Annotated in this window: 24 protein-coding genes, 2 pseudogenes and 2 riboswitches; of the genes and pseudogenes, 7 read left to right on the top strand and 19 right to left on the bottom strand. The window is 42.6% G+C overall.

Going from position 1 to position 26,244, the window contains the following annotated elements; genetic code table 11:
- Positions 1 to 12: 12 nt before the first annotated feature.
- From LLY41_RS03905 to LLY41_RS03850, 12 genes are all read right to left on the bottom strand, one after another.
- The gene (locus LLY41_RS03905; RefSeq protein ID WP_095243566.1) at positions 13 to 681 is read right to left on the bottom strand and encodes a methionine ABC transporter permease; all 669 of its coding nucleotides are present in this window, start codon (positions 679 to 681) and stop codon (positions 13 to 15) included.
- The gene (locus LLY41_RS03900) at positions 674 to 1,699 is read right to left on the bottom strand and encodes a methionine ABC transporter ATP-binding protein (protein ID WP_095243565.1); all 1,026 of its coding nucleotides are present in this window, start codon (positions 1,697 to 1,699) and stop codon (positions 674 to 676) included. The genes LLY41_RS03905 and LLY41_RS03900 overlap by 8 nt, the downstream gene beginning before the upstream one ends.
- 152 nt (positions 1,700 to 1,851) lie before the next feature.
- A riboswitch (SAM riboswitch) is annotated at positions 1,852 to 1,955 on the bottom strand.
- Positions 1,956 to 2,095: 140 nt separating this feature from the next.
- Positions 2,096 to 3,412, bottom strand: a complete 1,317-nt coding sequence (locus LLY41_RS03895) for an O-acetylhomoserine aminocarboxypropyltransferase/cysteine synthase family protein (protein WP_304587004.1) — start codon at positions 3,410 to 3,412, stop codon at positions 2,096 to 2,098.
- A gap of 85 nt (positions 3,413 to 3,497) precedes the next feature.
- Positions 3,498 to 3,599: riboswitch (SAM riboswitch) on the bottom strand.
- Between the two features lie 218 nt (positions 3,600 to 3,817).
- Positions 3,818 to 5,089, bottom strand: coding sequence for an MFS transporter (locus LLY41_RS03890; RefSeq protein WP_304587003.1), 1,272 nt, complete (start codon positions 5,087 to 5,089; stop codon positions 3,818 to 3,820).
- Between the two features lie 145 nt (positions 5,090 to 5,234).
- Positions 5,235 to 5,543, bottom strand: a complete 309-nt coding sequence (locus tag LLY41_RS03885) for a thioredoxin family protein (RefSeq protein ID WP_304587002.1) — start codon at positions 5,541 to 5,543, stop codon at positions 5,235 to 5,237.
- A gap of 15 nt (positions 5,544 to 5,558) precedes the next feature.
- Positions 5,559 to 5,912 (bottom strand): toprim domain-containing protein, encoded by a 354-nt coding sequence (locus LLY41_RS03880; protein ID WP_095243561.1) that lies wholly within the window; start codon positions 5,910 to 5,912, stop codon positions 5,559 to 5,561.
- A gap of 285 nt (positions 5,913 to 6,197) precedes the next feature.
- The gene (locus LLY41_RS03875; protein ID WP_076258837.1) at positions 6,198 to 6,437 is read right to left on the bottom strand and encodes a YusG family protein; all 240 of its coding nucleotides are present in this window, start codon (positions 6,435 to 6,437) and stop codon (positions 6,198 to 6,200) included.
- A 160-nt stretch (positions 6,438 to 6,597) separates the two neighbouring features.
- Complete coding sequence (gcvH, locus tag LLY41_RS03870; RefSeq protein ID WP_009331744.1) at positions 6,598 to 6,981, bottom strand: glycine cleavage system protein GcvH; 384 nt, start codon at positions 6,979 to 6,981, stop codon at positions 6,598 to 6,600.
- Between the two features lie 75 nt (positions 6,982 to 7,056).
- Complete coding sequence (locus tag LLY41_RS03865; protein ID WP_304587001.1) at positions 7,057 to 7,416, bottom strand: arsenate reductase family protein; 360 nt, start codon at positions 7,414 to 7,416, stop codon at positions 7,057 to 7,059.
- A 209-nt stretch (positions 7,417 to 7,625) separates the two neighbouring features.
- Positions 7,626 to 9,410 carry an acyl-CoA dehydrogenase FadE gene (locus LLY41_RS03860; protein WP_304587000.1) on the bottom strand — a complete coding sequence of 595 codons (1,785 nt, stop codon included), beginning with the start codon at positions 9,408 to 9,410 and terminating at the stop codon, positions 7,626 to 7,628.
- 65 nt (positions 9,411 to 9,475) lie between these two features.
- Positions 9,476 to 10,651, bottom strand: coding sequence for an acetyl-CoA C-acetyltransferase (locus LLY41_RS03855; protein WP_304588009.1), 1,176 nt, complete (start codon positions 10,649 to 10,651; stop codon positions 9,476 to 9,478).
- Between the two features lie 39 nt (positions 10,652 to 10,690).
- Entirely contained in the window at positions 10,691 to 13,072 is a 2,382-nt protein-coding gene (locus tag LLY41_RS03850; RefSeq protein WP_304588008.1) for a 3-hydroxyacyl-CoA dehydrogenase/enoyl-CoA hydratase family protein, read from the bottom strand.
- A gap of 263 nt (positions 13,073 to 13,335) precedes the next feature.
- On the opposite strand from LLY41_RS03850, the gene LLY41_RS03845 reads away from it, so the two are divergent.
- The 3 genes from LLY41_RS03845 to LLY41_RS03835 all read left to right on the top strand — a co-directional run bounded on the left by LLY41_RS03845 (position 13,336) and on the right by LLY41_RS03835 (position 14,247).
- Entirely contained in the window at positions 13,336 to 13,467 is a 132-nt protein-coding gene (locus LLY41_RS03845) for a YuzL family protein (protein WP_304586999.1), read from the top strand.
- Between the two features lie 144 nt (positions 13,468 to 13,611).
- Positions 13,612 to 13,884, top strand: a complete 273-nt coding sequence (locus tag LLY41_RS03840) for a hypothetical protein (RefSeq protein WP_035329342.1) — start codon at positions 13,612 to 13,614, stop codon at positions 13,882 to 13,884.
- Between the two features lie 15 nt (positions 13,885 to 13,899).
- On the top strand, positions 13,900 to 14,247 hold the full coding sequence (locus tag LLY41_RS03835; RefSeq protein WP_304586998.1) for a spore coat protein: 348 nt from the start codon (positions 13,900 to 13,902) through the stop codon (positions 14,245 to 14,247).
- 378 nt (positions 14,248 to 14,625) lie between these two features.
- On the opposite strand, the gene LLY41_RS03830 is transcribed toward LLY41_RS03835, so the two are convergent.
- The 5 genes from LLY41_RS03830 to LLY41_RS03810 all read right to left on the bottom strand — a co-directional run bounded on the left by LLY41_RS03830 (position 14,626) and on the right by LLY41_RS03810 (position 18,593).
- Positions 14,626 to 14,874 (bottom strand): YusU family protein, encoded by a 249-nt coding sequence (locus LLY41_RS03830; protein ID WP_095243552.1) that lies wholly within the window; start codon positions 14,872 to 14,874, stop codon positions 14,626 to 14,628.
- On the bottom strand, positions 14,867 to 15,634 hold the full coding sequence (locus LLY41_RS03825) for an IucA/IucC family C-terminal-domain containing protein (protein ID WP_304586997.1): 768 nt from the start codon (positions 15,632 to 15,634) through the stop codon (positions 14,867 to 14,869). The genes LLY41_RS03830 and LLY41_RS03825 overlap by 8 nt, the downstream gene beginning before the upstream one ends.
- Complete coding sequence (locus LLY41_RS03820; RefSeq protein ID WP_095243550.1) at positions 15,631 to 16,455, bottom strand: ABC transporter ATP-binding protein; 825 nt, start codon at positions 16,453 to 16,455, stop codon at positions 15,631 to 15,633. Before LLY41_RS03820 ends, LLY41_RS03825 begins: the two co-directional genes overlap by 4 nt.
- A gap of 81 nt (positions 16,456 to 16,536) precedes the next feature.
- A complete protein-coding gene (locus LLY41_RS03815; RefSeq protein WP_304586996.1) occupies positions 16,537 to 17,592 on the bottom strand; it encodes a FecCD family ABC transporter permease in 1,056 nt (351 codons plus the stop codon).
- Positions 17,592 to 18,593: a FecCD family ABC transporter permease gene (locus LLY41_RS03810; RefSeq protein ID WP_304586995.1), complete on the bottom strand. Its 1,002-nt coding sequence runs from the start codon at positions 18,591 to 18,593 to the stop codon at positions 17,592 to 17,594. The genes LLY41_RS03815 and LLY41_RS03810 overlap by 1 nt, the downstream gene beginning before the upstream one ends.
- A 205-nt stretch (positions 18,594 to 18,798) precedes the next feature.
- Here LLY41_RS03810 and LLY41_RS03805 point away from each other — a divergent pair, with 205 nt between their 5' ends.
- The 4 genes and pseudogenes from LLY41_RS03805 (at position 18,799) to LLY41_RS03790 (ending at position 23,733) form a co-directional block, all read left to right on the top strand.
- Positions 18,799 to 19,767, top strand: coding sequence for an ABC transporter substrate-binding protein (locus LLY41_RS03805; RefSeq protein WP_251169319.1), 969 nt, complete (start codon positions 18,799 to 18,801; stop codon positions 19,765 to 19,767).
- 267 nt (positions 19,768 to 20,034) lie between these two features.
- Positions 20,035 to 21,527 (top strand): annotated as a pseudogene (locus LLY41_RS03800) (spore germination protein).
- 50 nt (positions 21,528 to 21,577) lie between these two features.
- A complete protein-coding gene (locus LLY41_RS03795) occupies positions 21,578 to 22,678 on the top strand; it encodes a GerAB/ArcD/ProY family transporter (protein WP_251169321.1) in 1,101 nt (366 codons plus the stop codon).
- Positions 22,675 to 23,733, top strand: a complete 1,059-nt coding sequence (locus LLY41_RS03790; protein WP_251169322.1) for a Ger(x)C family spore germination protein — start codon at positions 22,675 to 22,677, stop codon at positions 23,731 to 23,733. Before LLY41_RS03795 ends, LLY41_RS03790 begins: the two co-directional genes overlap by 4 nt.
- A 27-nt stretch (positions 23,734 to 23,760) precedes the next feature.
- Here the strand turns inward: LLY41_RS03790 and rodA are convergent.
- Together rodA and LLY41_RS03780 are read right to left on the bottom strand one after the other, a co-directional pair.
- Positions 23,761 to 24,932, bottom strand: a pseudogene (gene rodA, locus LLY41_RS03785) (rod shape-determining protein RodA).
- A gap of 242 nt (positions 24,933 to 25,174) precedes the next feature.
- On the bottom strand, positions 25,175 to 25,957 hold the full coding sequence (locus tag LLY41_RS03780; protein WP_304586994.1) for a DUF4931 domain-containing protein: 783 nt from the start codon (positions 25,955 to 25,957) through the stop codon (positions 25,175 to 25,177).
- Positions 25,958 to 26,244 lie beyond the last annotated feature (287 nt).

Raw genomic sequence — 26,244 nt, 5'->3', positions numbered from 1 at the left:
GTCAATCTCTCCTTATCGTTTGTCTAATTTTGTTGTAATGATATCTCCAATAAACTGGATAATAAACACGATGACTAAAATAATAACGGTCGCCATAAGCGTCACATCACTTCGGCTCCGCTGGAATCCTTCCAGATAAGCCAGATTTCCAAGCCCCCCGGCACCGATTACACCAGCCATTGCCGTGTAGCCAACCAGCGCGATAGCTGTCACGGTAATTCCCGAAACAAGGGCGGGCATTGATTCCGGAAGCAGAACCTTCCAGATGATCGTGCTTGTTTTTGCACCCATTGACTTGGCAGCTTCAATTACCCCTTTGTCAATTTCCCTCAAGCCGATTTCCACCATTCGGGCATAAAACGGGGCAGCACCAATAATTAATGCAGGCAGTGCTGCATCCTCCCCAATCATTGTTCCAAGCAGAAACTTAGTAAATGGGATTAATAACACAATCAGAATGATAAATGGAATCGAACGGAATATATTGACGAACGCTGAGATAATTTTATTGATCGCTGCATTTTCCCAGATATTCCCCTTTGAGGTCAAAAAGAGCAGCAGCCCCAAAATGGCTCCTAAAATAAAGGTTGCAATAACAGAAATAGTTGTCATATAGAGAGTTTCCACAGTAGCTTCCCACATGGAGTCCCATTTCACATTTGGAAACCATTCATTAAGCATTGGAAATCACCTCCACGCCCACCTGCTGAGAATGGATATATTCGATCGCTTTTGCAACTTCCTCTGCTTCTCCATCAACATGGATGAATAAGGTACCGTAGGAACCATTCTGCGTCTGGGAGATCTTTCCCTGAAGGATATTAACTGTTACCTGGAAGTGACGGATCAGGTTTGTAATCAATGGCTGTTCAGCTGATTCGCCGACAAATCCTAATTGGACTACTTTCCCTTTTGGATACAAATCGACCAGATGATCAATTGTTTCCTTCGTTTCTTCAGGCTCTGTCACCTGCTGTACAAACCGTTTTGTAATCAGAGCTTTTGGATTCTTAAAGACGTCCAACACAGGTCCGATTTCAACTATTCGGCCGCCTTCCATAACAGCAACCCGATGGCAGATTTTACGGATCACGTGCATTTCATGTGTAATAAGAACAATGGTTAAGCCCAGCCGTTCATTGATGTCTACGAGCAGCTCCAAAATGGAATCTGTTGTCTGCGGATCAAGGGCAGATGTCGCTTCATCACAAAGGAGCACTTTTGGATTGTTGGCAAGGGCTCTGGCAATTCCGACCCTTTGCTTTTGACCTCCGCTCAGCTGAGAAGGGTAGGCATCTTCCCTTCCTTCCAGACCGACGAGTTTAATGAGCTCATCAACTCTTTTGAGCCTTTCCTGCCGGGAAACACCTGCGATTTCAAGCGGAAATGCTATATTTTCTCTAACTGTTCTTGACCATAACAGGTTGAAATGCTGGAAAATCATGCTTATTTCCTGACGAGCTTTTCTCAGCTTGCTTCCCTTTATCTTTGAAACCTCATTGCCTGCCACAGTAACACTGCCATGTGTAGGAAGCTCCAGCCCATTCAGCATGCGGATTAAGGTACTTTTACCTGCACCGCTATATCCGATAACACCGAATATTTCTCCTTCTTTTACCTCCAGGTTTACATCATCAACTGCTTTAACCTGGCCTTTTTTTGAAGAAAATATCTTCTGTACATCTTTTATAGTAATCAACGTGATAGTCACCTCTTTTATCGAAAGATACAGATAATAATTAATAGACTGCTTTTATTCCCTTATCTTTTACTCCTCATAGGCTTTCATGCGCAAAAGCAAAAATGCCTTTCTGCAAATGAGCAGAAAGGCATAAAGAGATTTAGTCCTTTCTCTCATCTATCAAAGCTATGCTTTGAGTGAATTGGCACCATTTCAACTAATTGACGGTTGCCGGGCTTCATAGGGCACTTCCCTCCACCTCTCTTGATAAGAGCGTTACGTTCTATATTCAATTAATACTTTAAATGAATTAAGCAGTTTTATAATTACGTTTGCTATCGTATCATAGCCATTAAAAAGGTGTCAACGATGAAATTTCAAACTTTCGGAAAAAAGCGAATGGTAAATTTTCCTTCACACTTTTGCAGCAAGTGATGTGAGACCTGCAGCTGCTTCTATCGCCTGTTCCAGGTCTTCAATTAAATCTTCTGCATTTTCGATGCCGATCGAAATCCGAATTAGATCCTCCGATACTCCCGCAGCCTTTAAACCTTCCTCATCCAGCTGCTGATGAGTCGTGCTTGCAGGGTGAATAATCAGGCTCTTTGCGTCCCCGACATTTGCCACATGTGCCCATAGCTGCAGGCTATTGATCAGCTTGGCTCCAGCCTCTCTTCCGCCAGCAATTCCAAATACAGCCACTGCCCCGGCTCCTTTTGGCAAATATTTATCTGCCAATTCTTTGTCCGGATGGCCTTCATGACCTGGATAGAGCACCCAATTAACAGCCGGATGGGCATCCAGATATTCCACTACCTTTTTGGTATTGGCAACGTGCTCCTTCATTCTCACATGCAGAGTTTCAAGACCCAGTGTGAACTGGAATGCACTTTGCGCACTCATTGCAGGCCCTAAGTCTCTTAACAGCTGTACCCGTGCTTTGATAATATAAGCAGCTTCGCCAATTGCTTCGCTATAGACAATATCATGGTAGCTCGGATCAGGCTCTGTAAAGCCTGGAAACTTAGGAGAATTCCAGTCGAATTTTCCGCCGTCTACTATAACTCCCCCCATTGTGGTTCCATTACCAAGCAGCCATTTTGTCGCAGAGTGTATGACAATGTCAGCTCCGTGTTCTATAGGCCTGCAAAGATGCGGTGTAGCAAAAGTGTTATCCACAATCAGCGGCACACCGTTTTCGTGTGCAATTGCGGCAACCTTTTCAATATCCAGGATTTTCAGGCTCGGGTTTCCAATCGTTTCGGCGAAGACAGCCTTTGTTTTATCTGTAATGGCACTCCGGAAGTTTTCCGGATCCTTTGGATCGACCAGTTTCACCTTTATTCCATACTTGGGAAGTGTAACTGCAAATAAATTATAAGTACCCCCATATAAATTGGATGCGGCAACAATTTCATCACCAGCTTCGGCGATATTTAAAATGGCAAGTGTAATAGCAGACTGGCCGCTGGCAAGAGCCAGCGCACCCACTCCTCCTTCAAGCAGGGCCACTCTTTCCTCAAATACACTGACAGTGGGATTATGTATCCTGCTATAGATATATCCCGGCTCTTTCAGGGCAAAGAGATCTGCAGCGTGATCTGTATTCTTGAACTGATAAGCATTATTCTGATAAATCGGAACCGCTCTCGCGCCAGTTACAGGGTCAGGCTTCAGCCCCCCATGTACTCCAATTGTTTCAAAACGGTAATTTTTCTGTTTGTCCGTCATCGCTATCTCTCCTCTATAAAAAAGATTGTATTTCATTTCGAAAAGCTGAAAAACCCTCTTCATAAGAAGAGGGCTGTATCGACTCTTCTTATCTTCCAGAGCATTCTGCTCTGCTGGATTTAGCACCGTGTACTTTACCGGTTGCCGGGCTTCGCTGGGCCAGTCCCTCCGCCTCTCTTGATAAGAATATTCAGTTAATTAATATTAAAATGATATTATCATACTATTAAAAAAGCGGTCAAGTATTGTGCAGTGAAATTTTCCCTAAACAGAAAAAAGACTCGAGCAGCAACTTATTTCTGTAAGTGGTTTCCGTCAAAATTTCATTTTTTCATTCGACAAAACCTGAAAGGCAATGCCTGTTTAATTGGCATTGCCTTTTCATTTCCCGAGAAATATGTCAGATCATACTATTTTCACAGAGGCGGCTGCAGTTTTTGTCTTTTTATAGCCTCTGAATACAAAGAAAAAGTAGAGAGAGCCAATCAAGTATAAAGAAGCTGTAATGGTGAATACGAGTGCATACCCCCAATAATCTCCATATCTCATGACGATTCCTGTTGAAACCGGGCCCATTACAGCCCAGCCCAGATTGAACACCATCTGATTGACTGAGTTTGCCAGTCCTTTCATCGAATCATTTACCTTTGACATCATCAATGACATTTGTATAGGATTTCCCGCATTCATCAACGCCTGCCGGAACAAAAAGCCGATGGCAGCCAGCCAAAGGTTTTCAGTATAAGCGGTTAAAAGCAGGAAAGGAAGTGACATGAGCTGCAGGATCACAACGGCTTTAACCTCTCCCACTTTTCTTACCACAACCGGTCCGATAATCATGGCAAAGGCCGTGGCAGCCTGCCCTAATGAAATAATCATGCCAATAGCTGAATTGGAGGCTTCAAAGCGGTCAGCGAAGTACAGATTCAGATACGGAATAACAAGTCCTGCGCCAATTCCAATCAGAAGCTGAGCAAAAGCAAACATCGCGATAATTTTCACACCATCATTTTTAGCTGAGAGATTCTTGAATGACCAGCCTTTTATGCTCTTTGCATCGTGTTGATCTTTCGAAACCTCTGCGAAACGCAAAATTGGAAATAAGCCGGCTATGAAAAACACACTTCCAATCAGAAGGGTAATGCGAATGCTGGTGAGCTGATCCGTAAACAAAGAAAATACATCCGTTAAGATGCCACCGCTTAAGTTCCCGATCACATTTGCGCCCGTCATTATAGCAAAATGAATACTGAATAAATGAACCCTTTGGTCGGCCTTTGAATTTTCAGCCAGCCATGGTATGCCGGATACCTGAAGAAAGGCTGTTGTCAGCCCGGTCAAAAATGCAAAAATAATCAGGAGTTCCTGCATGTCAACTAAACTTCTGAAAAGCATAACTGCACCTGTTGCAACTGCACCAAACATCATCGCTTTTTTTCTGCCAATTCGGTCGCTGGCGATCCCTGCCGGCACAAGAATCAGTGCTGTCGCAAGAGCAGTCATGGATATGATTTGTCCATTAACACTTTCTGAGTAGCCGAGCTCTCTTATGTAGAAATTATAGATGACCATGAATATCCCAAAACCAATTTGTGTAAGAATATTCGCCATAAAAGCCAATTTTATGTTGCGGTTATAGCCTTTAAACTGACCAGCCCACTCCCTGTAAAATGCCATGCGGATCCCTTCCTGCACTGTATGATTTTTATTTCGATTCCCTAAGTATCATACTCTTTCGGAATGGATTTGTAAATATATATCGAATAGTGAAAAGGCGTTTTCAAACATGCAAAAAACCAGGCTGCTTCGCTCCTGGTTTTTGCTAATCGATGCTTCTGATTTTATCCAATAAATAGGGTACGGATCGGAAGGCATATAATTTTTCATGTAAAGTTCCTTTTCTGAAGATGAGGAGGCATGGTACGCTTTCCACTCCCCACTTTTCAGCCAATTGCGGCATATAATTTAAGTCCGCTTTCCCCATTTTTTGATCTGGCAGCAATTGTTCTGTAACTGCCAGCATCTTTCCTGCCATCTGACAGGTTCCGCACATAGGCGTATACAAATAGAGAAGAATCGTTTCTTCTCCGCTATTCGCTTCCTCAATGTCCTGCTGCGACCATTCCTGCATTTTATCATCCTTACTTTATCTGTCCAGATATTGTGTATAAACGTCAATGTTAGCCCCTAGCAGCACTGTTGCCAAATGGTGTTCCGGTGCTGTTGCTACTTCTCTGTACATTCTATCGATGTATAGATGCTCTGCCTCTGGAAATTCCCTTTTGAATTGTTTTCTCAGCTTTTCACCTGCTGAATCTGCATCTACCAATATATATACATCCTTATCAAACAGTGTGTCAATTAATTCATCCAGTTTGGTAATGCTTATTGTTCCATTTGTGCAGATAATTTCAACATGCTCTCTTATAATGCTTTTAACCTTTGTTTTATCTGACTTTCCCTCGACAATAATCACTTTTTCCGGAATTCCATCGTTCATCGTCATCACCTGAAAGGAGTTATTTTGAAACTGTTCGTTAAAGCTAAAAGCCAGTCATGCATTGGTTTTTATCTTAATATATTCATTATTCTCGTTTATGGTGTGAATCTCCTGCCCATTTTGGAGGTTAGGGCTGTGCTGATTTATATATTCCTTGCCCGGTAGGAAAGGAAATGTTTTTGAAGAAAAATATTTATTTTAAAAAGACCTATTTCATTGTATGCCCGCTCACATTGCTTTAGCCTATTAAATAAACAGCGGAAGTCATTCCGCTGTTTACAGTAGTCAGCACCAGCCGCCTTCGTCACAGTCTGTGTAGCGCGCTTGCGCTTGATCCGGGACGGAGACATTCTGGTATATTTTTTGGTGTTCGGTTTCAAAATGATGGGACAAGTTGAAAGAAGATCCTTCCGGAAGGCTGATTTGTCCAATTTTTTCGTTTTCAAGATAAAGATCTATCCCATTATTGTTAAGTTTGCCGACGACCCGGTCAGTTATATCGATTTTCTGCTGCTTCAATGTCATGGGTAATCATTCCTTTCATGCATCTGGGTACCCATAGTTTTGCCATGTCTCTGTAAAAGAAAAATAGCAAATAAAGGTAAGAACAAAATGCAGAAGCAGCTGGACATGATATACCCTAAAAGACGCAAAAAACCGGTTCGGAAGTGAACCGGCTTTCAAATTAGTCTTCGTTTGTCATTTCTTCATATTGCTCAGCAGTCATCAGGCTTTCTACTTCGCTCAAATCTGAAGGTTCCACCACAACCATCCATGCTTTTTCATATGGAGATTCGTTTACGAACTCAGGGTTGTCGTTAAGGTCTTCATTTACTTCTACCACTTTACCGCTTAGAGGCGCATAAAGTTCAGAAACTGTTTTTACAGATTCTACGCTTCCGAATGGTTCGTTGGCACTTAGCTCATCGCCAACTTCTGGAAGCTCAACGAATACGATGTCACCAAGTTCTGATTGCGCGAAATGCGTAATCCCAATGCGGACTTTCCCATCTTCTGTTTTTACCCACTCATGCTCTTCTGAATAACGTAATTCTTTTGGTGTGCTCATTATGTATCCCTCCATATTAATATTTCAATTTATGATCAGTAAATCGATCTCATGGTTAATGATGGCATCCAGCTATTAGGAAAGCCATGTCTTTTCATATTCCTCTTCTTTGAAGCCAACTGTTACTTTCTCTCCATCTGTCAGCAGCGGTCGCTTGATCAGCATGCCGTCTGTTGCCAAAATGTCGAGCAGTTCTTCATCTGAAGAGGTTTTTACTTTGTCCTTCAAACCGAGCTCCCGATATTTTTGGCCACTCGTATTAAAGAACTTCTTTAGTTCCAAACCGCTCTTTTTATAAAGCGCTTCAAGTTCGCTTCGGGAAGGCGGATTCTCTGTTATATGTATTTCTTCATAGGACAGATTATGTTCGTCAAGCCATTTCTTGGCCTTACGGCATGTCCCGCATTTAGGATACCAATAAAAAGTCAACGCCATTTTTTCACCACCCATTTTAGCAAATTCAAGCTTATCCAACATTGCTGCCTTTTAATTGAATAGTAACATAAAAGGGTGACAAAGCATAACCTTGATCACCAATTTAATATTCGACATTTTTCTATTTGTTCCTGCATGCCGGAAAAAGTTTTTGAAAGGATATTTTTACAAAAATAAAGCCCCCTTCATCGGAAGGGAGCTAAGTCAGTTTAAACTGTAAAACGTTCAGCGTCGATCAGTTTTTCCGATGCTTCACGCTTCTTTGTAATCACGTTGACTGGTGTGTGGCGTGTGAATTTGCGCAGTGCAGACATCATCATGCGCAGTGAATCGCCGTTTTCTACTGCCACAAGTGTTTCCTTTGCATCCTGCTCAATTTCGTTAAATGCCTCCTGGCAGAAGATTTGAGTGTACAGAAGCTTTTGTTTGCTCTTTTCAAGGCCAGCTTTTTCAATAGCCTTTTCAGAACGAAGAACAACAGATTCCATTGCATAAGCATTCGAAATAATATCCGCAATGTTTACGAGTACTTCCTGTTCTTTATCAAGAGCCTTTCCATACTTTTGTGCTGCCAGACCAGCAGCAAGCAGTCCGATTTTCTTCGCGTTCTTAACCAGATATTTTTCCTGCGCAAGCGGCTCGTCACCAGGCTCTTCAGGCATCATCATCATGAGCTCTTCCTGCAGCGCCTGGGCTTTCTGGAATAACGGAAGCTCTCCTTTTAGAGCTTTGCGGAGGTACGTGCCTGGCACTAATAGACGGTTGATTTCGTTTGTTCCTTCGAAAATACGGTTAATGCGTGAATCACGGTAAGCTCTTTCAATCTCATACTCAGCCATGAAACCATAGCCCCCGTGGATCTGAACACCTTCATCTACTACGTAGTCGAGGACTTCCGTATTGAAGAATTTATTCATGGAGCACTCAATGGCATATTCAGCAATTGACTTTGCGACTTCCTTGCCACCTTTTATTTCTTCATCTGTAAGTTTGCTCATACGGTCCTCGAACAAACCTACTGTACGATACACTGCACTTTCCGCTGCATAAATTTTCGAAGCCATAGTGCCCAGTTTTTCTTTAGTCAAGTTAAATTGAGAGATAGGTGTTTTAAACTGCTGGCGCTGGTTCGCATACTGAACAGCCAGTTCGAATGCACGCTTCGCTCCCCCAACTGCTCCTACACCCAACTTATAACGGCCAATATTTAAGATATTAAAAGCAATCACATGGCCCTTGCCGAATTCACCCAGCAGGTTTTCCTTTGGCACCTGGGCATCTTCTAGAATTAATGTACGGGTAGAAGAGCTCTTGATACCCATTTTCTTTTCTTCAGCCCCTACAGATACACCAGGAAACTCTCTTTCAACGATGAATGCAGAAAAGTGTTCACCGTCAATTTTTGCGTATACAACGAAAACATCTGCAAAGCCTGCATTTGTAATCCATTGCTTCTCACCATTCAATACATAGTGTGTGCCCTCAGCATTTAGCTTGGCGGTTGTTTTTGCTCCAAGAGCGTCAGAACCTGAGCTTGGCTCTGTCAATGCATAAGCGGCAAGCTTTTCGCCTGTAGCAAGTTGAGGAAGGTATTTTTGCTTTTGCTCTTCATTACCGAATAGAACAATCGGAAGGGAACCGATGCCGACATGTGCGCCGTGAGAGATGGAAAATCCGCCTGCACGCGCCATTTTCTCTGCAATAAGTGCTGAGCTTACTTTATCTAAAGCAAGTCCGCCGTATTCTTCTGGAACATCTGCGCCTAATAGGCCAAGATCCCCAGCTTGCTTCAATAGTTTTACCGAACGGTCAAATTCATGGTTTTCAAGATGTTCAATTTGCGGTACAACTTCATTCACTACATAATCTTCAGTCGTCTTAGCAATCATAACCTGCTCATCTGTATAGTCCTCAGGTGTAAAAACCCGGTCATAGGAAACATCTTCGATTAAAAAGCTTCCGCCTTTGATAAGATTTTCAGTTTGATTTGACATTTACTTTCCCCCATTCTGTTTTTGCGGAGAAAAGCCTGTGGCTTCTCTCCAATTTTTGATTCATCTTATAAAAGTTCAAATACTCCGGCTGCGCCCATGCCGCCTCCGATGCACATTGTTACAACTCCGAATTGCTGATTGCGGCGTTTCATTTCATGAATTAGAGACAGAGTGAGCTTGGCTCCGGAACAGCCCAGCGGGTGCCCGAGTGCAATAGCGCCTCCGTTAACATTTACCTTCTCTTCATCCAATCCCAGCTCACGGATAATTTGAATGGATTGGGATGCAAAAGCTTCATTCAATTCAAATAAACCAATATCCGAAAGCTCCAGCCCTGCAAGCTTTAATGCTTTGGGAATGGCCACAACCGGGCCGACACCCATGATCTCAGGAGGAACACCGCCTACGGCAAAGCTTCTGAATTTAGCCATTGGCTTCAAACCGGATGATTCTGCCTTTTCCCGGTCCATAACCATTACGGCTGCTGCTCCATCACTTGTCTGCGATGAATTTCCGGCTGTGACACTTCCGGTTACCGAGAATGCGGGACGCAGTTTTCCAAGTGATTCAATCGTGGAATCTGCACGAACACCTTCATCCTGGCTAAATTGGATTGTTTTTTCTGTAAGCTTATTGTCTTTTCCAACAGATCTGAACGTTACGTCTACAGGTACAATTTCATCTGCAAATTTTCCTTCCTGGATTGCCTTAGCAGCCTTCTGATGACTTCTGACAGCAAATGCATCCTGGTCTTCACGTGTAATGCCATACTTTTTTGCAACCTCTTCAGCTGTATGTCCCATACCCATATAATATTGAGGAGCTGTTTCCGCCAGTTTGGCGTTCGGGCGGACTACATGCCCCATCATTGGCACCAGGCTCATAGATTCTGCTCCGCCGGCGATAATTGTATCTGCATGGCCAATCATGATTTTTTCAGCTGCATAGGCAATAGCCTGCAGGCCTGAAGAACAATAGCGATTGATCGTTATCCCCGGAACTTCGTGTGAAAGTCCGGCAAGGGCACCGATATTCCTGGCCATGTTCAGCCCCTGTTCTGCTTCAGGCATCGAACATCCGATAATTAAATCATCGATATTTCCTTCATAATTCCCTGCACGCTTTAGGGTTTCTTTTACTGCGAGCGCTCCTAAGTCATCCGGCCTGACATTTGCAAGCGTACCTTTTTTGGCTTTTCCGACCGGTGTCCTGGCACCTGAAACTATAACCGCTTCTCTCATCATGTTCCCTCTCTTTCTATTAATGTCCCACTCTATCACTTAATTGCGCAATGGTTTCCCTTTTAAAAGCATGTGCTGCATGCGCTGCTGTGATTTTGGTTCCGCAACAAGGCTAAGGAATGCTTCGCGCTCCAAGTCAAGCAAGTATTGCTCATCAACTTCTGTTCCGTATGGCACTTTTCCGCCTGCAATTACATAGGCAAGCTTTTTGGCAATTTTCAAATCATGCTCTGAGATATAGCCGGAGTAAAGCATTGCCTGTGCTCCAAGCAGAAGGGTTGCATAACCTGTTTCACCGACAACAGGCACCTTTTTGCGGACAGGAGGCTTATAGCCTTTCTCATGCAGGGCAAGAACAGCCTGCTTTGCATCATAAAGGAGATGATCCCCATTCACACTTATGCCATCTGCCAGGTTCAGGAAGTTATTGTCTCTTGCTTCCTCGCCAGATGTTGAAACCTTTGCCATTGCAATCGATTCAAACACTTTATTCGCAACCTTTTGAAGGTCAAATTCCACACCATTTGGCATATTTTCAAGATGCTTCAAATAAAGCTCCTTGTTTCCGCTTCCTCCCGGGATCAGGCCGACACCCACTTCAACGAGCCCCATATATGTTTCGCTTGATGCCTGAATATGTGCAGCAGGCAGACATACCTCAGCCCCGCCGCCAAGTGTCATGCCAAATGGAGCGGCAACAACCGGCTTCGCGCTGTACTTAATTTTCATCATGGCATTCTGGAAGTGGCGGACAACCATATCCAGTTCATAAATATTGTCATCCTGCGCTTCCATAAGAATCATTCCAAGGTTGGCACCTACACAGAAGTTCTTGCCCTGATTCCCGATTACAAGGCCTTTGTAGTTCTTCTCCACTTCATCTACCGCAAAGTTGATCATCTGGATAATATCCAATCCAATAGCATTGCTTTGCGAATGGAACTCAAGCAATGCAACCCCATCGCCTATATCAACAAGGCTTGCACCGGTATTCTTTTTGATAACACCTTTTTGCTTCTTAAGCTGTTTTAAATTGATTACTTTAGGGTTTTCCTCGATTAATCTGTACTCGCCATTATGATAAAAATATTTCTGTCCCTCATCTTCTTTGTAGAAGGAATTAATGCCTTTTTCCAGCATCTCTTTTACCCATGCCGGCACTTCTTCGCCTGCTTCCTCCATTTTTCGAACCGATTTCTCTACTCCAATGGCATCCCAGGTTTCAAACGGACCCAATTCCCAGCCAAAGCCCCATTTCATCGCACGGTCTATCGCTGTCACATCATCAGCTATTTCGCCGTGAAGCTGTGCTGAATAGAGAAGAGCCGGGCTGAGTATGTTCCACAATAATTGGCCGGAGCGATCATCTGAATATACAAGCGCTTTCAATTTTCCCGCAGTGCCTTTTGCCTGTTTGGCCAGTTCAGTCGAAGCTGTCTTAAGCTTTTGGCGCGGGCCATATTCCAAAGTTTCCGGATTCAGCTCCAGAATCTCTTTGCCTTTTTTTAGGAAAAACCCTTGACCTGTTTTGCTTCCGAGCCAGCCTTTTTCCTGCATCACCTTCATGAAGTCAGGAACTTCAAAAACAGCCTTTTCTTTCCCGTCCACCTGGTCATAAACATTGTTTGCCACGTGTATAAATGTATCAAGCCCTACTACATCAAGTGTTCTGAAGGTAGCACTTTTCGGACGGCCAATCAGCGGACCTGTTATGGAATCCACTTCGCCTACACTGTATCCGCCCTTAAGCATCTCCTGCACTGTAACCAGCAGGCCATACGTGCCGATCCGGTTGGCAATAAAGTTTGGTGTATCTTTTGCTTCAACTACACCTTTTCCCAGTACATCTTCGCCAAACTGCTTCATAAATGACAGCACTTCAGAAGAAGTTTTTTTAGTAGGAATAACTTCAAGCAGCTTTAAGTAGCGGGGAGGATTAAAGAAATGTGTCCCAAGGAAGTGTTTTTGAAAATCTTCCGAGCGCCCTTCTGACATTGCTTCAACAGATATCCCTGACGTATTGGAGCTGACAATGCTCCCTGGCTTACGATGCCGGTCTACTTTTTCAAAAACCTGTTTCTTGATGCTGAGGTTTTCCACAACAACTTCAATAATCCAATCGACATCCTTCAGACGCTCCATGTCATCTTCAAAGTTTCCTGCCTCAATCAAAGCCATATTCTTTTTAGAAGTTAATGGGGCGGGCTTTTGTTTTAACAGCTTTTGTCGGTTCCCTTCACTGATTCGATTGCGGACTGCTTTATTTTCAAGGGTAAGCCCCTTCGCCTTTTCGGCATCCGTTAATTCGCGAGGCGCGATATCCAGTAAAAGTGTTGGAATTCCGATATTGGCCAGATGGGCTGCGATCCCCGATCCCATGACTCCTGAGCCTAAAACTGCCGCCTTTTTTATTTGTTGGATCAACTTTGTTTCCCCCTTTTGCTTTTTTGAATGAATACTCATTCATTTTATTTTCAAAAAAAATATGCTTCTCTTCTGAATGAGTTCTGTTAATTATAACTATAAAATATTTGCAAAATTTACGCAATGATTTTAAGCGGAAATTTAAAAATGTTTTGAAATTTCATACTGCCTCAGCTGTAATTTTTTTGTGCAATTTGAAATAAGTGTTTTGGACACTCTAAAAAGGAAACATTCTTAGTTCGTGAGCGGAGGTGAAAGAAGTGGGAAAAATGAAAAAAGATCCTTCTAAGGCAGGAGTCAGCGCTGCTAGTGTCCAGGGAGATGCAGGCCCGACTGTTGAGAGGGAAGGACCTAAGAAAAGAAATAGCCAAAATAATCAATATAAGCAATGAGCCGTTTTTTTTGAAAACAGGCTGCCTTCGGCCTTTTTATAGTATGCATTATGCAGATAGGTAAATCATCTGCCGCAGAATAGCAAACGTTTTTCAGAGGCAAGATATGTTCGAATAACGCTATTAGAATTGGAGGAACAAATTATGCAGCAGCAAAATATGAACATGCAGAATCAGCAGGGCATTATGCAGCAGCCTCCTGCTGTCATTTCCACTAAAGATGCCCTTTACTTAACAGACATGCTTTCATGGAATCTTCTGGCCTGCAAAAAAGCGCATTTTTACGCGCAGCAATGCCAGGACCAGGAGCTAAAAACACATTTCGAGCAGTGCGGTCAAATGCATCAGCGTCACTATGAACAGCTGCTTGTTCATTTAAACCAGCAAAGTCAGCAAAACTTTATGGGAATGCAATAGGAAGGAGCATTGAAAATGAACCAGAACCAGAATCCCAATACGATTCAAAATTCCGAAACACAGGTAAATAAAACACCGCAAATGAATGAGCGGGATTTTACAAATGATATTCTGTCTACTGAAAAATATATGACAGATGCCTATTCAGTTGCCTTAAATGAGGCAAGCCACCAGAACCTCTATCAGGATATTCTTGCAGCATTCAATGAAACCCAAAACCAGCAGAGAGAATTTTACAATCTAATGTTCAAAAAAGGCTGGTATAAGGTTGAAGCTGCAGATCAGCAAAAGCTCCAGCAATCTTATCAGCAGTTCCAGGGCTATACGAATCAATTGCCATATGGCAATGGCCAGATGCAATAGGAAAAGCGGAAGCGCCTTGTCCACGAAGGAACGCAGACTAAGAACGCCACGTCCTGTGGCAACGTCTGCATGACCCGCATCCTGCGGCCCTCAAGCACAAGACGAGCCTCACGGAAAGGCGTTCTTTGCCTTTTTGGGAGGATTGCCCGAAATGTGGAGGCGACTGTCCAGGGACGACAGGCATAAGACGGTTCCTGTAAGAAGGCGTTCTTCCTTCTGAAAGGAAACGGCTTATGACCCCGAGTCCCTAGGAGCCGCAACAAGACAAGCTTGTGACCTCGAGGGGGTAGGCGCTGGAGCTAGACAAATATCGAATTTGCAATATGCTAAACAACCGCTGCTTTTAATGGCAGCGGTTGTTTTAAATATAAAATATCTTTACTGTTTTTTGCTTCTCATCTCTTCATTCAATGTTTTAATTTCAGCTATCAGTGTTTTCATTTCATCTTTCGCATCAGGATATGTATCATTCCAGTGCTTGGCTAAAGGCGGCATGGATTTCGCAATAAAAGAATACAGTGCCCAAGCTTCAACCTTTTCTTTTAACTCCGGAGTGGCCTCGCCGATTAGGAGTTCGGTATATTTTTCAAGCAGGCCATCCAGCTGTTCCTTCAAACGATCATTCATCAGGAATCCTCCTTTTACTGGTGCAGGAAAGTGGACAAGTCCCGCATCGTTTACCGCTGCTGGTCAAGTAGGAGTAGCAGCATGTTTTTCTGGGCCGCACCATTTCCCCGGTGTTTTCACTCAATATTTTCCTGTTGTCAAATTTCTTTAAGGGATTGGTATTTTCATCGCCGAATAAATTGCCTGGAGCTTCCTCCAGGATAAACCGATAATCTTCAGCCGCTCTTTCCGAATGTGTTTCCAAGGGTAAAATCTTTTCGTAAAGCCAGAACAGATAAATCGCTATATTCTCCCAAAGAATAAGTTTAGAGACTTTTGCTTCGCCAGCTATTCTATTGATTACCGGAAAGATATGGCCATTAAAAAGAGTTCTCACTGCATCCTCTCTCCATTGATCCCTATCTGTCCCGGCGCCTTGACCCTGAAGGCTGTCAAAACGAAAAACCGGAAGCCACAGACCGTCTCTTTCCTGACTGACAAATGTTATATTTTCATGCCTGATATCCAATTTCACGTTCCAGGACGTCATGCAATACAAGTAAATGACAGGCAGAAAGGCATACCTTTTGATTAAAATAGAAGCTGCCGTTTTGTTATCAGGTGCTCCTAAATGGTTCTTCACTTCTTTCAGATACGCACTCGTTTGAGATGAATCCAGCAAATTTTCCACTTTAATGGTTAAAGGAGAGCTTTCCCCTGAATTCCGGGCAAGCCTGAATTGCCCGAGAGCTTCTGCCTGTTCTCCTGTTAATTTAATCATCCCTGAAGTCCTTGCCCCTTTAAAATACATCGCCCTTTACCATATGGGATGCATAGCGGTGTGCCGAATAATGGGTCTATCGTCACTTCACATTCCATGCCAAACACGTTTTTAACCAATCCGCAATTAATGACATGTTCCGGCTTGCCCTGAGCAAAAACCTTTTGATCCTTTATCGCAACAATATTATGAGCATAACGGCAGGCTAAATTCAGATCATGAAGTACCATAACGATGGTACGCTGTTCCTTTTCATTCAACTCGAATAATAAATCAAGGATTTCAATTTGATGTGTCATATCCAAATAGGTTGTTGGCTCATCCAGCAGAATGGTATCTGTATCCTGTGCCAGAGTCATGGCAATCCAGGCCCTCTGACGCTGCCCCCCTGACAGGGAATCGACTGTCCGGTCTTTCAATTCTTCCATTCGTGTTGCCTTCAAAGCATTTCTGACTTTTAACTCGTCTTCAGTAGACCATTGCTTCAGCCATGTTTGATAGGGGTATCTTCCCTGTTTGACAAGCTGAAGAACAGTGAGACCTTCCGGAGCTAAAGGAGATTGAGGCAGAATCGCCATCTTCCTGGCAACATCTTTCGTGGAAAGCTTGGCTATAGCCTCACCTTCCAATAATACAGCACCAGATTTCGGCTTTAGCAGCCTGGCAATAGACCTTAGCAATGTCGATTTCCCGCAGCCATTTCCACCAATAAATACAGTGATTTCCCCTTTAGGTATTTCCAGGTCCAGTTCATTAATAATAATGGTGTCTCCATATGACAAGGTTAAGTCTTTGGTAGCGATTGCTTGCCCTGCTGTCATCTCTGCCCTCTCCTTTTCCTAATATTTATATCTATAGGCTCTCCAGTTGCCTGTATCATACGAGTTTCAAGCTTTTCCAGTTTATGCGTTTCTTTTCTTGAAAAGCAGGTAAATAAAGTAAGGTGCGCCGATGCTGGCTGTAAACACCCCCGCCGGAATCTCAAGCGGCGAGAACAAAGTCCTGCCTATCAGGTCGGCTGCCATGACCAGGATTCCGCCAATCAATGCAGAAGCCGGAAGCAAAGCGCCAAAAGCAGAGCCTACCATCCTTCGTGCCATATGAGGAGCCATTAAACCGACAAAGCCTATCCCTCCGCCGAACGCGACAGCTCCGCCAATTAATGCCGTGCTCACCATCAGCAAAAGAAAACGGTATTTCTGTACAGTGCTGCCTACACCCATGGCAATATCATCGCCAAGTTCCTGGATATTGACATTACGCGAGAGAACAAACGCCAGTACCAGAAACACGAGCGTCCATGGGACTAAAATTGCGACATTATCCCAATTTGAGCCGTAAACTGTCCCGGTTATCCAGATATTCGCCTGGCTGGCCTGATAAATTGGCCCAAATACCATCATCAAAGTGGTCAGTGCCTTCATTAAGCTTGCAAGCCCAATCCCAATTAAAACAAGGCGTATTGGCGACACTCCATCCTTGTAGGCCAGAAAATAAACAAGGAAAGCCAAAATAGCAGCACCCGCAAAAGCTGCAAGAGGCATCCAATTAATACTTACTGTTAATGCATTGTTTTTGTCACTAAAGAAAGCAAGAAACCCTACAACTGCTACAGATGCTCCCCCTGTAATCCCGATAATATCAGGCGATGCAAGCGGATTTCTGATAATCCCCTGCAGGATGCCCCCCGCAGCAGCAAGCGCCATTCCCACCATTAAGGCAACGATGATTCTTGGCAGTCTGAATGATTGAATGATCAGCCTATCCATATCCGAACCACCGCCAAAGAATACCTGCACTACCTTTAGAGGGCTAATTTTCATTTCACCCGTGCCGGTGCTGATTACGAATACTCCAGCAGCAGCTGCTGCCAACAATAAAAATGTGATAAGTGCTTTCCGGTTTACTAAAAAAGATACCTTATCGCCCAAAAGGCGAAAATTATAATATTTTTTCACTATTTATTGAACCCCCTTCTGGCAATGTACACAAAGAAAGGAGTTCCAATGACGGCGGTCATGACCCCGACAGGCACTTCCTGCGGCATGATGATGTACCTGGATGCTATGTCTGCAATCAGAAGGAGCATCCCGCCGAGAAGACCCGCGTACGGAATAACCCAGCGATGATCAATGCCCACGACAGCCCGTGTCAAATGTGGAATGACAATGCCGAGGAAGCCAATGGGACCTGCAACAGCTACCGCTCCTCCTGAGAGAAGAACGGTAGCAATACCTGCACCCAATTTAAGCATTCCTGTTTTCAAGCCCAGCCCTTTCGCAACGTCCTCACCCATTGACAGGACATTCAACTTTCCAGCAATGATTAATGAAAAGATCCAGCCGGCCAGCAAATATGGGAATACAGCTGCAAGGGTCTCAAGCTTTCTTCCGGATACAGATCCCGCCAGCCAAAACAGCACCTGCTCCAGGGCAGTCTCATTAATGACGAGAAAGCCTTGTGTCATCGAAGCAAACATGGCACTCATCGCCGCACCGGCTAGGGTTAATTTCATAGGCGTCAGGCCTTCCCTGCCGATAGAGCCGATAATATATACAAATATAAATGAAACAGCAGCTCCTAGAAATGATACCCATGTAAAGACCTGAAGATTACTGATTGAAAATAGCGCTACTGTTATGACAACTGCAAATCCGGCACCTGCATTAATTCCGAAGATCTCAGGAGCAGCCAGAGGATTCTTTGTTAATGACTGGAGCAGGACACCCGCAATGGCTAAGCTTGCCCCTACAGAAGCTGCAATCAAAGCTCTCGGCATACGGACAGATTGAATGATTATATGTTCATTCGTTCCATCAAAATTTGTAAATGCATCAAACGCCATCTTCCAGGTCGTGTCGGTATATCCGTATACAATACTGAAAGACATTAAAACTAGTAATAGGAGAACAGCTGTCAATAGCCCAGCCCATCTCAGAAAATTTGTTTTTAATAACATTGAAGGACCCTTCTTGTATCTATTTAATAAGGTTTAGCTACATTTTCAGTCTATTGTACAGAGGATTAGCTGTCAACGAGTTTGAAAATCATTTTCAATGAAAATCATTTTCAATTACCTATTGACAATGTAAAGCGTTCACATTAGTATAAAAGTAACAAATGAAAATGATTATCATTAACAACGCAAAATGGAGGAGTACATAATGAAATTAAAGTCTTTATTAACCATTCTTTCAGTTTTCACAATCTTGTTCCTGGCTGCCTGCGGAAATAGCAGCGAACAGGACGAAAAAGCCGATAAGGAAAAAGAAGGAAGCAAAACAGAAGATACAGGCTATACAGTTGAGCACGCAATGGGCACAACTAAGCTTGATAAAGCACCTGAAAAAGTAGTCATTTTGACTAACGAAGGTACTGAGGCATTACTTTCCATGGGTGTTACTCCGGTTGGTGCCGTTCAGTCCTGGACTGGCGATCCGTGGTATGACCATATCACGGATGATATGAAAGATGTTCAAGTTGTTGGTACAGAAAGTGAAGTAAATGTGGAAGCAATCGCAGCGCTGCAGCCGGACCTTATTATAGGAAACAAAATGCGCCAGGAAAAAATCTATGATCAATTAAATGACATTGCTCCTACTGTCTTTGCTGAAACATTGCGCGGAGACTGGAAGGAAAATTTTGAGCTTTACGCAAAAGCCATTAATAAAGAAGAAGAAGGCAAGAAAGTCCTTGCTGATTATGACAGCCGCATCGAAGAAATTAAAACGGGCCTTGGCGATCAATTAGACAAGGAAGTTTCCATTGTCCGCTTCATGGCTGGGGATGTCCGCATCTACCACAAAGACTCCTTCTCAGGCGTCATTCTTGATCAAATCGGACTTGCTCGCCCGGAAAGCCAGAATGTTGATGACTTCGCTGAAAAGAATGCTACGAAAGAGCGCATTCCTGCCATGGATGGAGATGTATTATTCTACTTCACATATGAAACAGGCGATGGAGAAGCAAACAAACTTGCTAAAGAATGGATTGAAGATCCGTTATTCAAAAACCTTAAAGTAGCTCAGGAAGGCAATGTTCATGAAGTCAGTGATACCATCTGGAATACTGCCGGAGGCGTTATTGCTGCGAACCTGCTATTGGATGACATTGAAAAATACCTAGTGAAGTAATGCAAAACTTGTGATTGCGCTCCCATAATACCCCCTCTTTTATGAGAGCTCAAATATATTTTAAATTCAGCGCCTGCCAAACGGACTCGGCTGGCCAGGCGCCGGATCTTAACCAAAAAGGAACCTGACCCAGGTTCCTTTTTGGTTTACCCTCAATATATTCTAAAATTACTCTATATCTAAACCTTTATTTTTATTGCCTTCCATTCATAAGTTTTCCAAAACCGGCAACAATAAGCTTAATGCCGAAAATAATGGTGATTTCCTATGAGAAAATGGTTGAAAAATAAGCGGATTAAAGAGGATATCCAGCATAAGGAATGGGAGCAATCCTTCATTAAATCCAAAGACTTTAAAAAAATCTTTTATTATAACCAAAAAACAGATGTTCGTTTTGGACTTACTTTCATGGCTACTTTAATCGATGAAAATATTATCCAGGATGGCATTCTCCCTAATCTGCTCGAAGACGAGTTCCGGGAAATCGAGGACATTAAACAGCTTGTCCCTGTGGCTGATGTGCAGGTATGCGACGACCCTTCTTTAATTGAACAAAAGCTGATGAATGGCTACGTTATGCTGACCATTGAGACGGAGCTCAAACATTTCGGCTTTATAGCTGCGCAAAAAGAAATAGTCAGAGGTTTAAGCCAGCCCGAGGTTGAGTTTTCTGTTATCGGTCCCAAGGAAGCCTTCGTAGAATCAATGGGCCAAAATTTGAATTTAATCCGGAAACGTCTGCCTGTAAAAGAACTGATCATTGAAGAATTCACACTGGGAAGCTTGTCAAAGACTTCTGTCGCAATGCTTTATATGGAGAATATCACAAATGAGGATAATATAAATACTGTCAGGCAGAGATTAAAAAACGTGAAATTTGATGCCATCACAGACAGTTCCTATATCGTCCAGCTGATTAGCGATAACTCCAATTCCCCTTTCCCTCAGCTGCTTGATACAGAGCGGCCTGACAGGGTTGCAGGCATTTTAGCAGAGGGGAAAATCGCTATTGTGGTAGATGGTTCACCCCATGTATTAATTACGCCAACCACACTTGTTGAGTTTTTCAGCTCTTTTGAAGATTATTTTTTAAATTGGATTTTATCTTCTTTTTTCCGTCTTATCCGTTTGTTCGCAGTTGCGTTTTCTATTCTGGTTACACCTATTTATGTAGCAACACTTTCATATCATTATGAACTGATTCCCAAGGATTTAATGAGTACTTTAATCACATCAAGGCGGGAGATTCCGCTGCCTCCTATTCTTGAAGCACTGTTTTTAGAACTTACAATTGAATTGCTCCGCGAGGCAGGAGCACGTCTTCCGACTAAGGTCGGCCAGACAATCGGTATCGTGGGAGGGATTGTAATCGGAACTGCATCTGTAGAAGCAGGCCTGACGAGTAATGTCCTTCTCATTATTGTAGCTCTCGCTGCTCTTGCCTCCTTTACAACACCTGTATATAGGATGGGCAATACTATTCGTTTGCTCCGTTTTCCTTTCCTGTTTTTTGCAGAGTTATGGGGCCTGCTCGGAATTGTATTTTGCTTCTGTGTACTGTTGACTCACTTAACCAGGCTGACTTCACTGGGAAGACCTTTCCTTGAACCTCTCTATCCCCTCGGGTGGTGGATATGAAGGATGCCCTTATAAGGCTTCCATTTGAAAAACAATCCAGACGGCCAATTTATTTAAGAACTAAAAAACCAATCCGATTTAGCAAGAAAAAAGCAAAAAAGCAAAAAGACATTGATGAATAATGAAGCAAGTGTCTGCTTAGGGTTTCAGTTATTAGTTGGAGGTGAACCAGATGAAGGAACAGCCAATACCGGAGAGATTGCAGATATCCCCCTTTTTAGTGTTTTTCATGGTCATGTCCATACAAATTGGGATTGGTGTACTAGGGTATCAGAGAATCATTGCAATGGATGCAGGATACGATGCCTGGATCTCCATATTGTTTGCCGGCGGGTGCATTCACGTAATTATTTGGATGATCTATAAAATCTGTGATACTGCTGGCGGTGATATTGTAACTGCGCATAAATACATTGCAGGAAACTTTATTGGCAAAGCACTAAGCGCCATTTTTATAGGCTATTTCATCCTGTTTTCCTTAACAGTATTAAGGACATTTATTGAAGTCATACAGGTTTGGATGTTTCCAGAAATAAACACCTTCTGGTTCGCCTTTGCCTTTATGGCACTTTGTGTATACATTATTTTTGGGGGATTTAGGACAGTGGTGGGCATCTCATTCTTTGGGCTTGTTTTGCCTGCTTACCTTATCCTCACATTTGGCTGGGCAATTAAATTCTCCAACTTTTACAATCTGCTGCCCATCTGGGATCATTCCATAAAAGAGCTGCTTACTGCTTCTTACCACATGTCACTTACTTTTATTGGGTTTGAGAGCATCATTTTTTTCTATCCTTTTATTAAAGAGCCAAAAAAATCGCAGAAATGGGCTCATTTAGCCGTATTGACAACTACATTAATATACACGACTTTAGCCATCATTACCTTTGCTTATTTTTCTGAAGAACAGCTGTCCAAACAAATTTGGGCCAGTTTAACAATGTGGAAAATAGTTGAAATGCCCTTTGTTGAACGTTTTGAATATATTGGAATTGCTAACTGGAACTTAATTATTCTTCCTAATGTGTGCATATCCGTCTGGATCGTCTCACGGCTTATTAAAAGGGTTTTTAATATCCGTCAAAAAGTGGGCGTATTTTTTATTGTTGCCGTAGTGCTTTTCATGATAATTTTTTTGGATACACGAGACAAAATTAATATGCTTAACGACTCTGTTGGAAAAATGGGGTTTATATTTACCTTTATTTATATTCCTTTGCTTTTCGCCGCTGTCATGATTGCCAAGAAGCTGAAAAGGGGGAAGAAGAAATGAAAAAATTACTGCTTATCTGCCTTGTTCTGCTGCTTTCCGGCTGTGTAGACAAAGAAATATTGGATGATATTAATATTGAAGTTGGGGTGGGCTACGACTTAGCAGAGGATCCAAAGGACAAGTACAGAGGGACAATATTATTTCAGGAATTCCAGCCTGATAAAAGTGTTATAAACCGAACCTTTTCAGGTAACGGAAAACTCAGGCAAGATTTAATAATAGATGTGACCAGGCAATCCTCTGAGCCGGTAGTGACAGGAGGGTTAAAAGTGGCGGTCTTCGGACCTAAAATTTCAAAACTGGGGATCTATGACCTGATAGATTCTTTCCAAAGAGACCCAAGCATAGGAGCACGGGTATTTGTTATAACCTCGGAAGATAAAGCGGAAGATTTGTTGAAGGGAGAGTATGGAACAAGAGGAAATTCAACTTACATCTATAATTTGATACAGCATAATATTGAACATCGGGATATTCCGAAAACCAACCTTCACCTTGCTTTCCGTAATTACCATGAGAGAGGGAGAGATATGTTTCTTCCCCGCCTCAAAAAAATTGCGAACGATAAAGTGGAGCTAATTGGAATCAGCCTTTTCGAAAAGGATAAGGAGGTAGACATCCTCCCTTTAGAAGATTTGTTCTTCTTTAAACTGCTGGTTGACAAATATAGTGAAGGAAATTTTGATGTTCAGTTAAAAAAAGGAGATCTTGCTGCTATAAAAAGTATTAAATCCACACATAAAATTAAAATTACTGATAATCATGCTGCCATTAACATTAATATTGAAGGCATTGTCCGTGAGTATACCGGCACTAAACTGACTACTGCGGTGGTTAAGGACGTAGAAAAAAAACTGGAGAAAAAGGTTGAAAGAGAATGCCTCAAGCTGCTGAAAAAGTTTCAGGAGCTCGGAGTCGATCCAGTTGGACTCGGCCAAATTAAAAAGACACAGCATCGGAATTTTGATTATAAAAAGTGGGAGGATGATTATAAAACTCTTGGGTTCGAAGTTAAATGCAATGTGAATATTGAAGAAACAGGCATTATTGAGTAAGAGCGGGCTGTAACCCGCTCTTTCTAATTAATCACTGGTCGAGAACATATATTTTTTATAATGGTAGCGAATGGAGAAGATCAGCCCCATTGCGAGCATATTCCCCATCAGCGAGCTTCCCCCATAGCTGATGAAAGGAAGCGGAATGCCTGTGATAGGCAAAAGGCCGATAGTCATTCCGATATTCTGAAAGACATGGAATGTAACCATGCTGATAACACCTACACAAATATAGGTATAGAAATTGTTCTTTGTTTCCATGCCAATCTTGGTAATATGATAGATCAGCAGAAAGAAAAGACTGACCACAATACTTGCCCCTACAAAACCAAATTCTTCACCTACAATACTGAAAATAAAATCGGTATGGCTTTCAGGTAAGTAGACCTCTCTCGTTCCATACCCTTTCCCGCTTGTTTCACCGGACCCAATGGCAAGGAGAGAACGTGTCAGCTGAAACCCGGTTGAACTTTGGTAATTATAGGGGTCAATCCAGGAATAGATGCGCGCAAACTGATACTCCTTTACTCCTAAATACTTTTCAAGAATTTCCGGATGCCATAAAACAAAATATAAAATAGTGCCTGCAAGAGCTGCTCCTGTTCCAAATATAGGGGCAAGCAGCTTCCAGCTGATTCCTGAAATGAATATCATGCCAAGCATGATGGCCAGAAATACAAGGCCTGTACCTAAATCCGGCTGCTGCATAATCAGCAATAGAGGCACCATTGTTAATCCAACCAATTTAATCAGCAGCCAGAAATCAGTCTGAATGGTTTTATATGCATTTTTTTGATGATGCTCATCAATCGCTTTCGCCAATATCAAAATAATGAACACTTTAACAATCTCAGCTGGCTGAAGGGACCCCATCCCGGAACCTTATACCATGCTTTTGCCCCATTAATGACAGGAGCTATGCTTTCTGGCGCCACAATCAGGAATCCAAGGAGTACAAGTCCCAGGCCATATACATACCAGGAAATCTTCTTCAGCTGATCGGAATCCAGTGTGATTACCGCAGCGATGATACCTGCTCCAACTGTATACCAGACAACCTGCTTCAAAAGGAAGTTTTCTGTATATTGCCCTGTTGTCTGTGCGCTGTAAATAGATATGGCACTTACCAGGAATAACAGCATTAATATTAATACTAAGCCCCAATCCAGCTTAGGAGGTGTATATCGATTTGAGGTCATGATCATTCTCCTTTAAAAAAACAAAACCATTTACCTTTTAAGGCATAACGGAGCACAGCGAAAGGAATAGCATATGTACCTCACATTATTCCCCGCTACAATATTTCATTATATTTTTTATAGAGGTAAATCACAACTTTTAAAAGCGAATGGTTATTATTTCAAATTTTCCCGATTACTGAGAATGTTTAATTAAGGCAATATTCAGAGTGCTTTAAGAAACTCTTTGGATGCAAAAGGTATTAAGACCCGGTTTTAAACTCGCCGCTGAAATATCTCACTTTTATATCATCTCTCATCCACTCGAGATTATTAGGTACCTGAGGGATACTGTATCCAATGAAAATTGGCGTTGTAATATAGCGAGGAACAATTTTCGCGTAAATCTCACTGCCCAGCTTGTAGAAAAACAAGTTATAACTATTGCTTGGAAAAGGAAAGGCATTCAGAATATAATGGGCAGCAGTCTGGATGCATTTCGCAAAGTATGGAATATCATCCTGATCGGCAAGCTTCACATTAAATTCATAAAAGCCGATTCTCGGGGAAGTCGATAAAGTGAACACCGTGCCGCTTTCCTCATGAATGAGAAGTCCTTCAAAATCCTTTACCTGTATTTTTTCCTTATAATCTATATTATTCAATCCTACAATCTGCATATGCGGATGGGCGATACTTCCCCCGGATAATGGCCCGTGATTTTTGAAAAATAATACAGATTCATATTTCCCGCTTTCTTCCATAAGCAGCCAATGTTTTAAACCAAATGAAATTAACCTGACCAAATGTTCCTCAGGGTAAACCGACAGCTCACCATCACATTGATCCGTTTCAATCAGCACAGTCTGATAGGAGTTTTCCAGAACAGGAAACTTATTTTTCAGCAAAATAATTGAATTCTCTACCGCGATGATATCTGTCAGTTCCTCCCTTGCACAAAAAGGGCAACTGATATCTTTATTTCGAATGCTATTAGGCTTTTGGACTCCAATCCCCGTATTAAAATGCAAATGTGTATCTGACATATCTCTTTGACACCTGCTTTTCTGTAATCTCTCCTTCTATATTATCATGAAACTGGGGTGGGGTATCTTTGCCAGTTTCATGAGTGCTCTAGTCAGAAGGCTCCTGGGGGGCGGGGAGGGGTTTGGACATTCATCGGATTCTTCCGGGGTTTTGAGTCTGAAGTTGCACCTTGTTCTGACTCAAACTGACTGCTTCCTGCAGTTTGTGTCTGAAGTTGCCCTGACTTCCGACTCAAACTGAGTGCTTCCGGCGGTTTGTGTCTGAAGTTGCCCTGACTTCCGACTCA

This window comes from Cytobacillus firmus, from assembly GCF_023612095.1.
Lineage (GTDB): Bacteria > Bacillota > Bacilli > Bacillales > Cytobacillaceae > Cytobacillus.
Note: the sequence above shows the minus strand (reverse complement) of the source record. Positions and strands in the feature narration are given on the sequence as shown.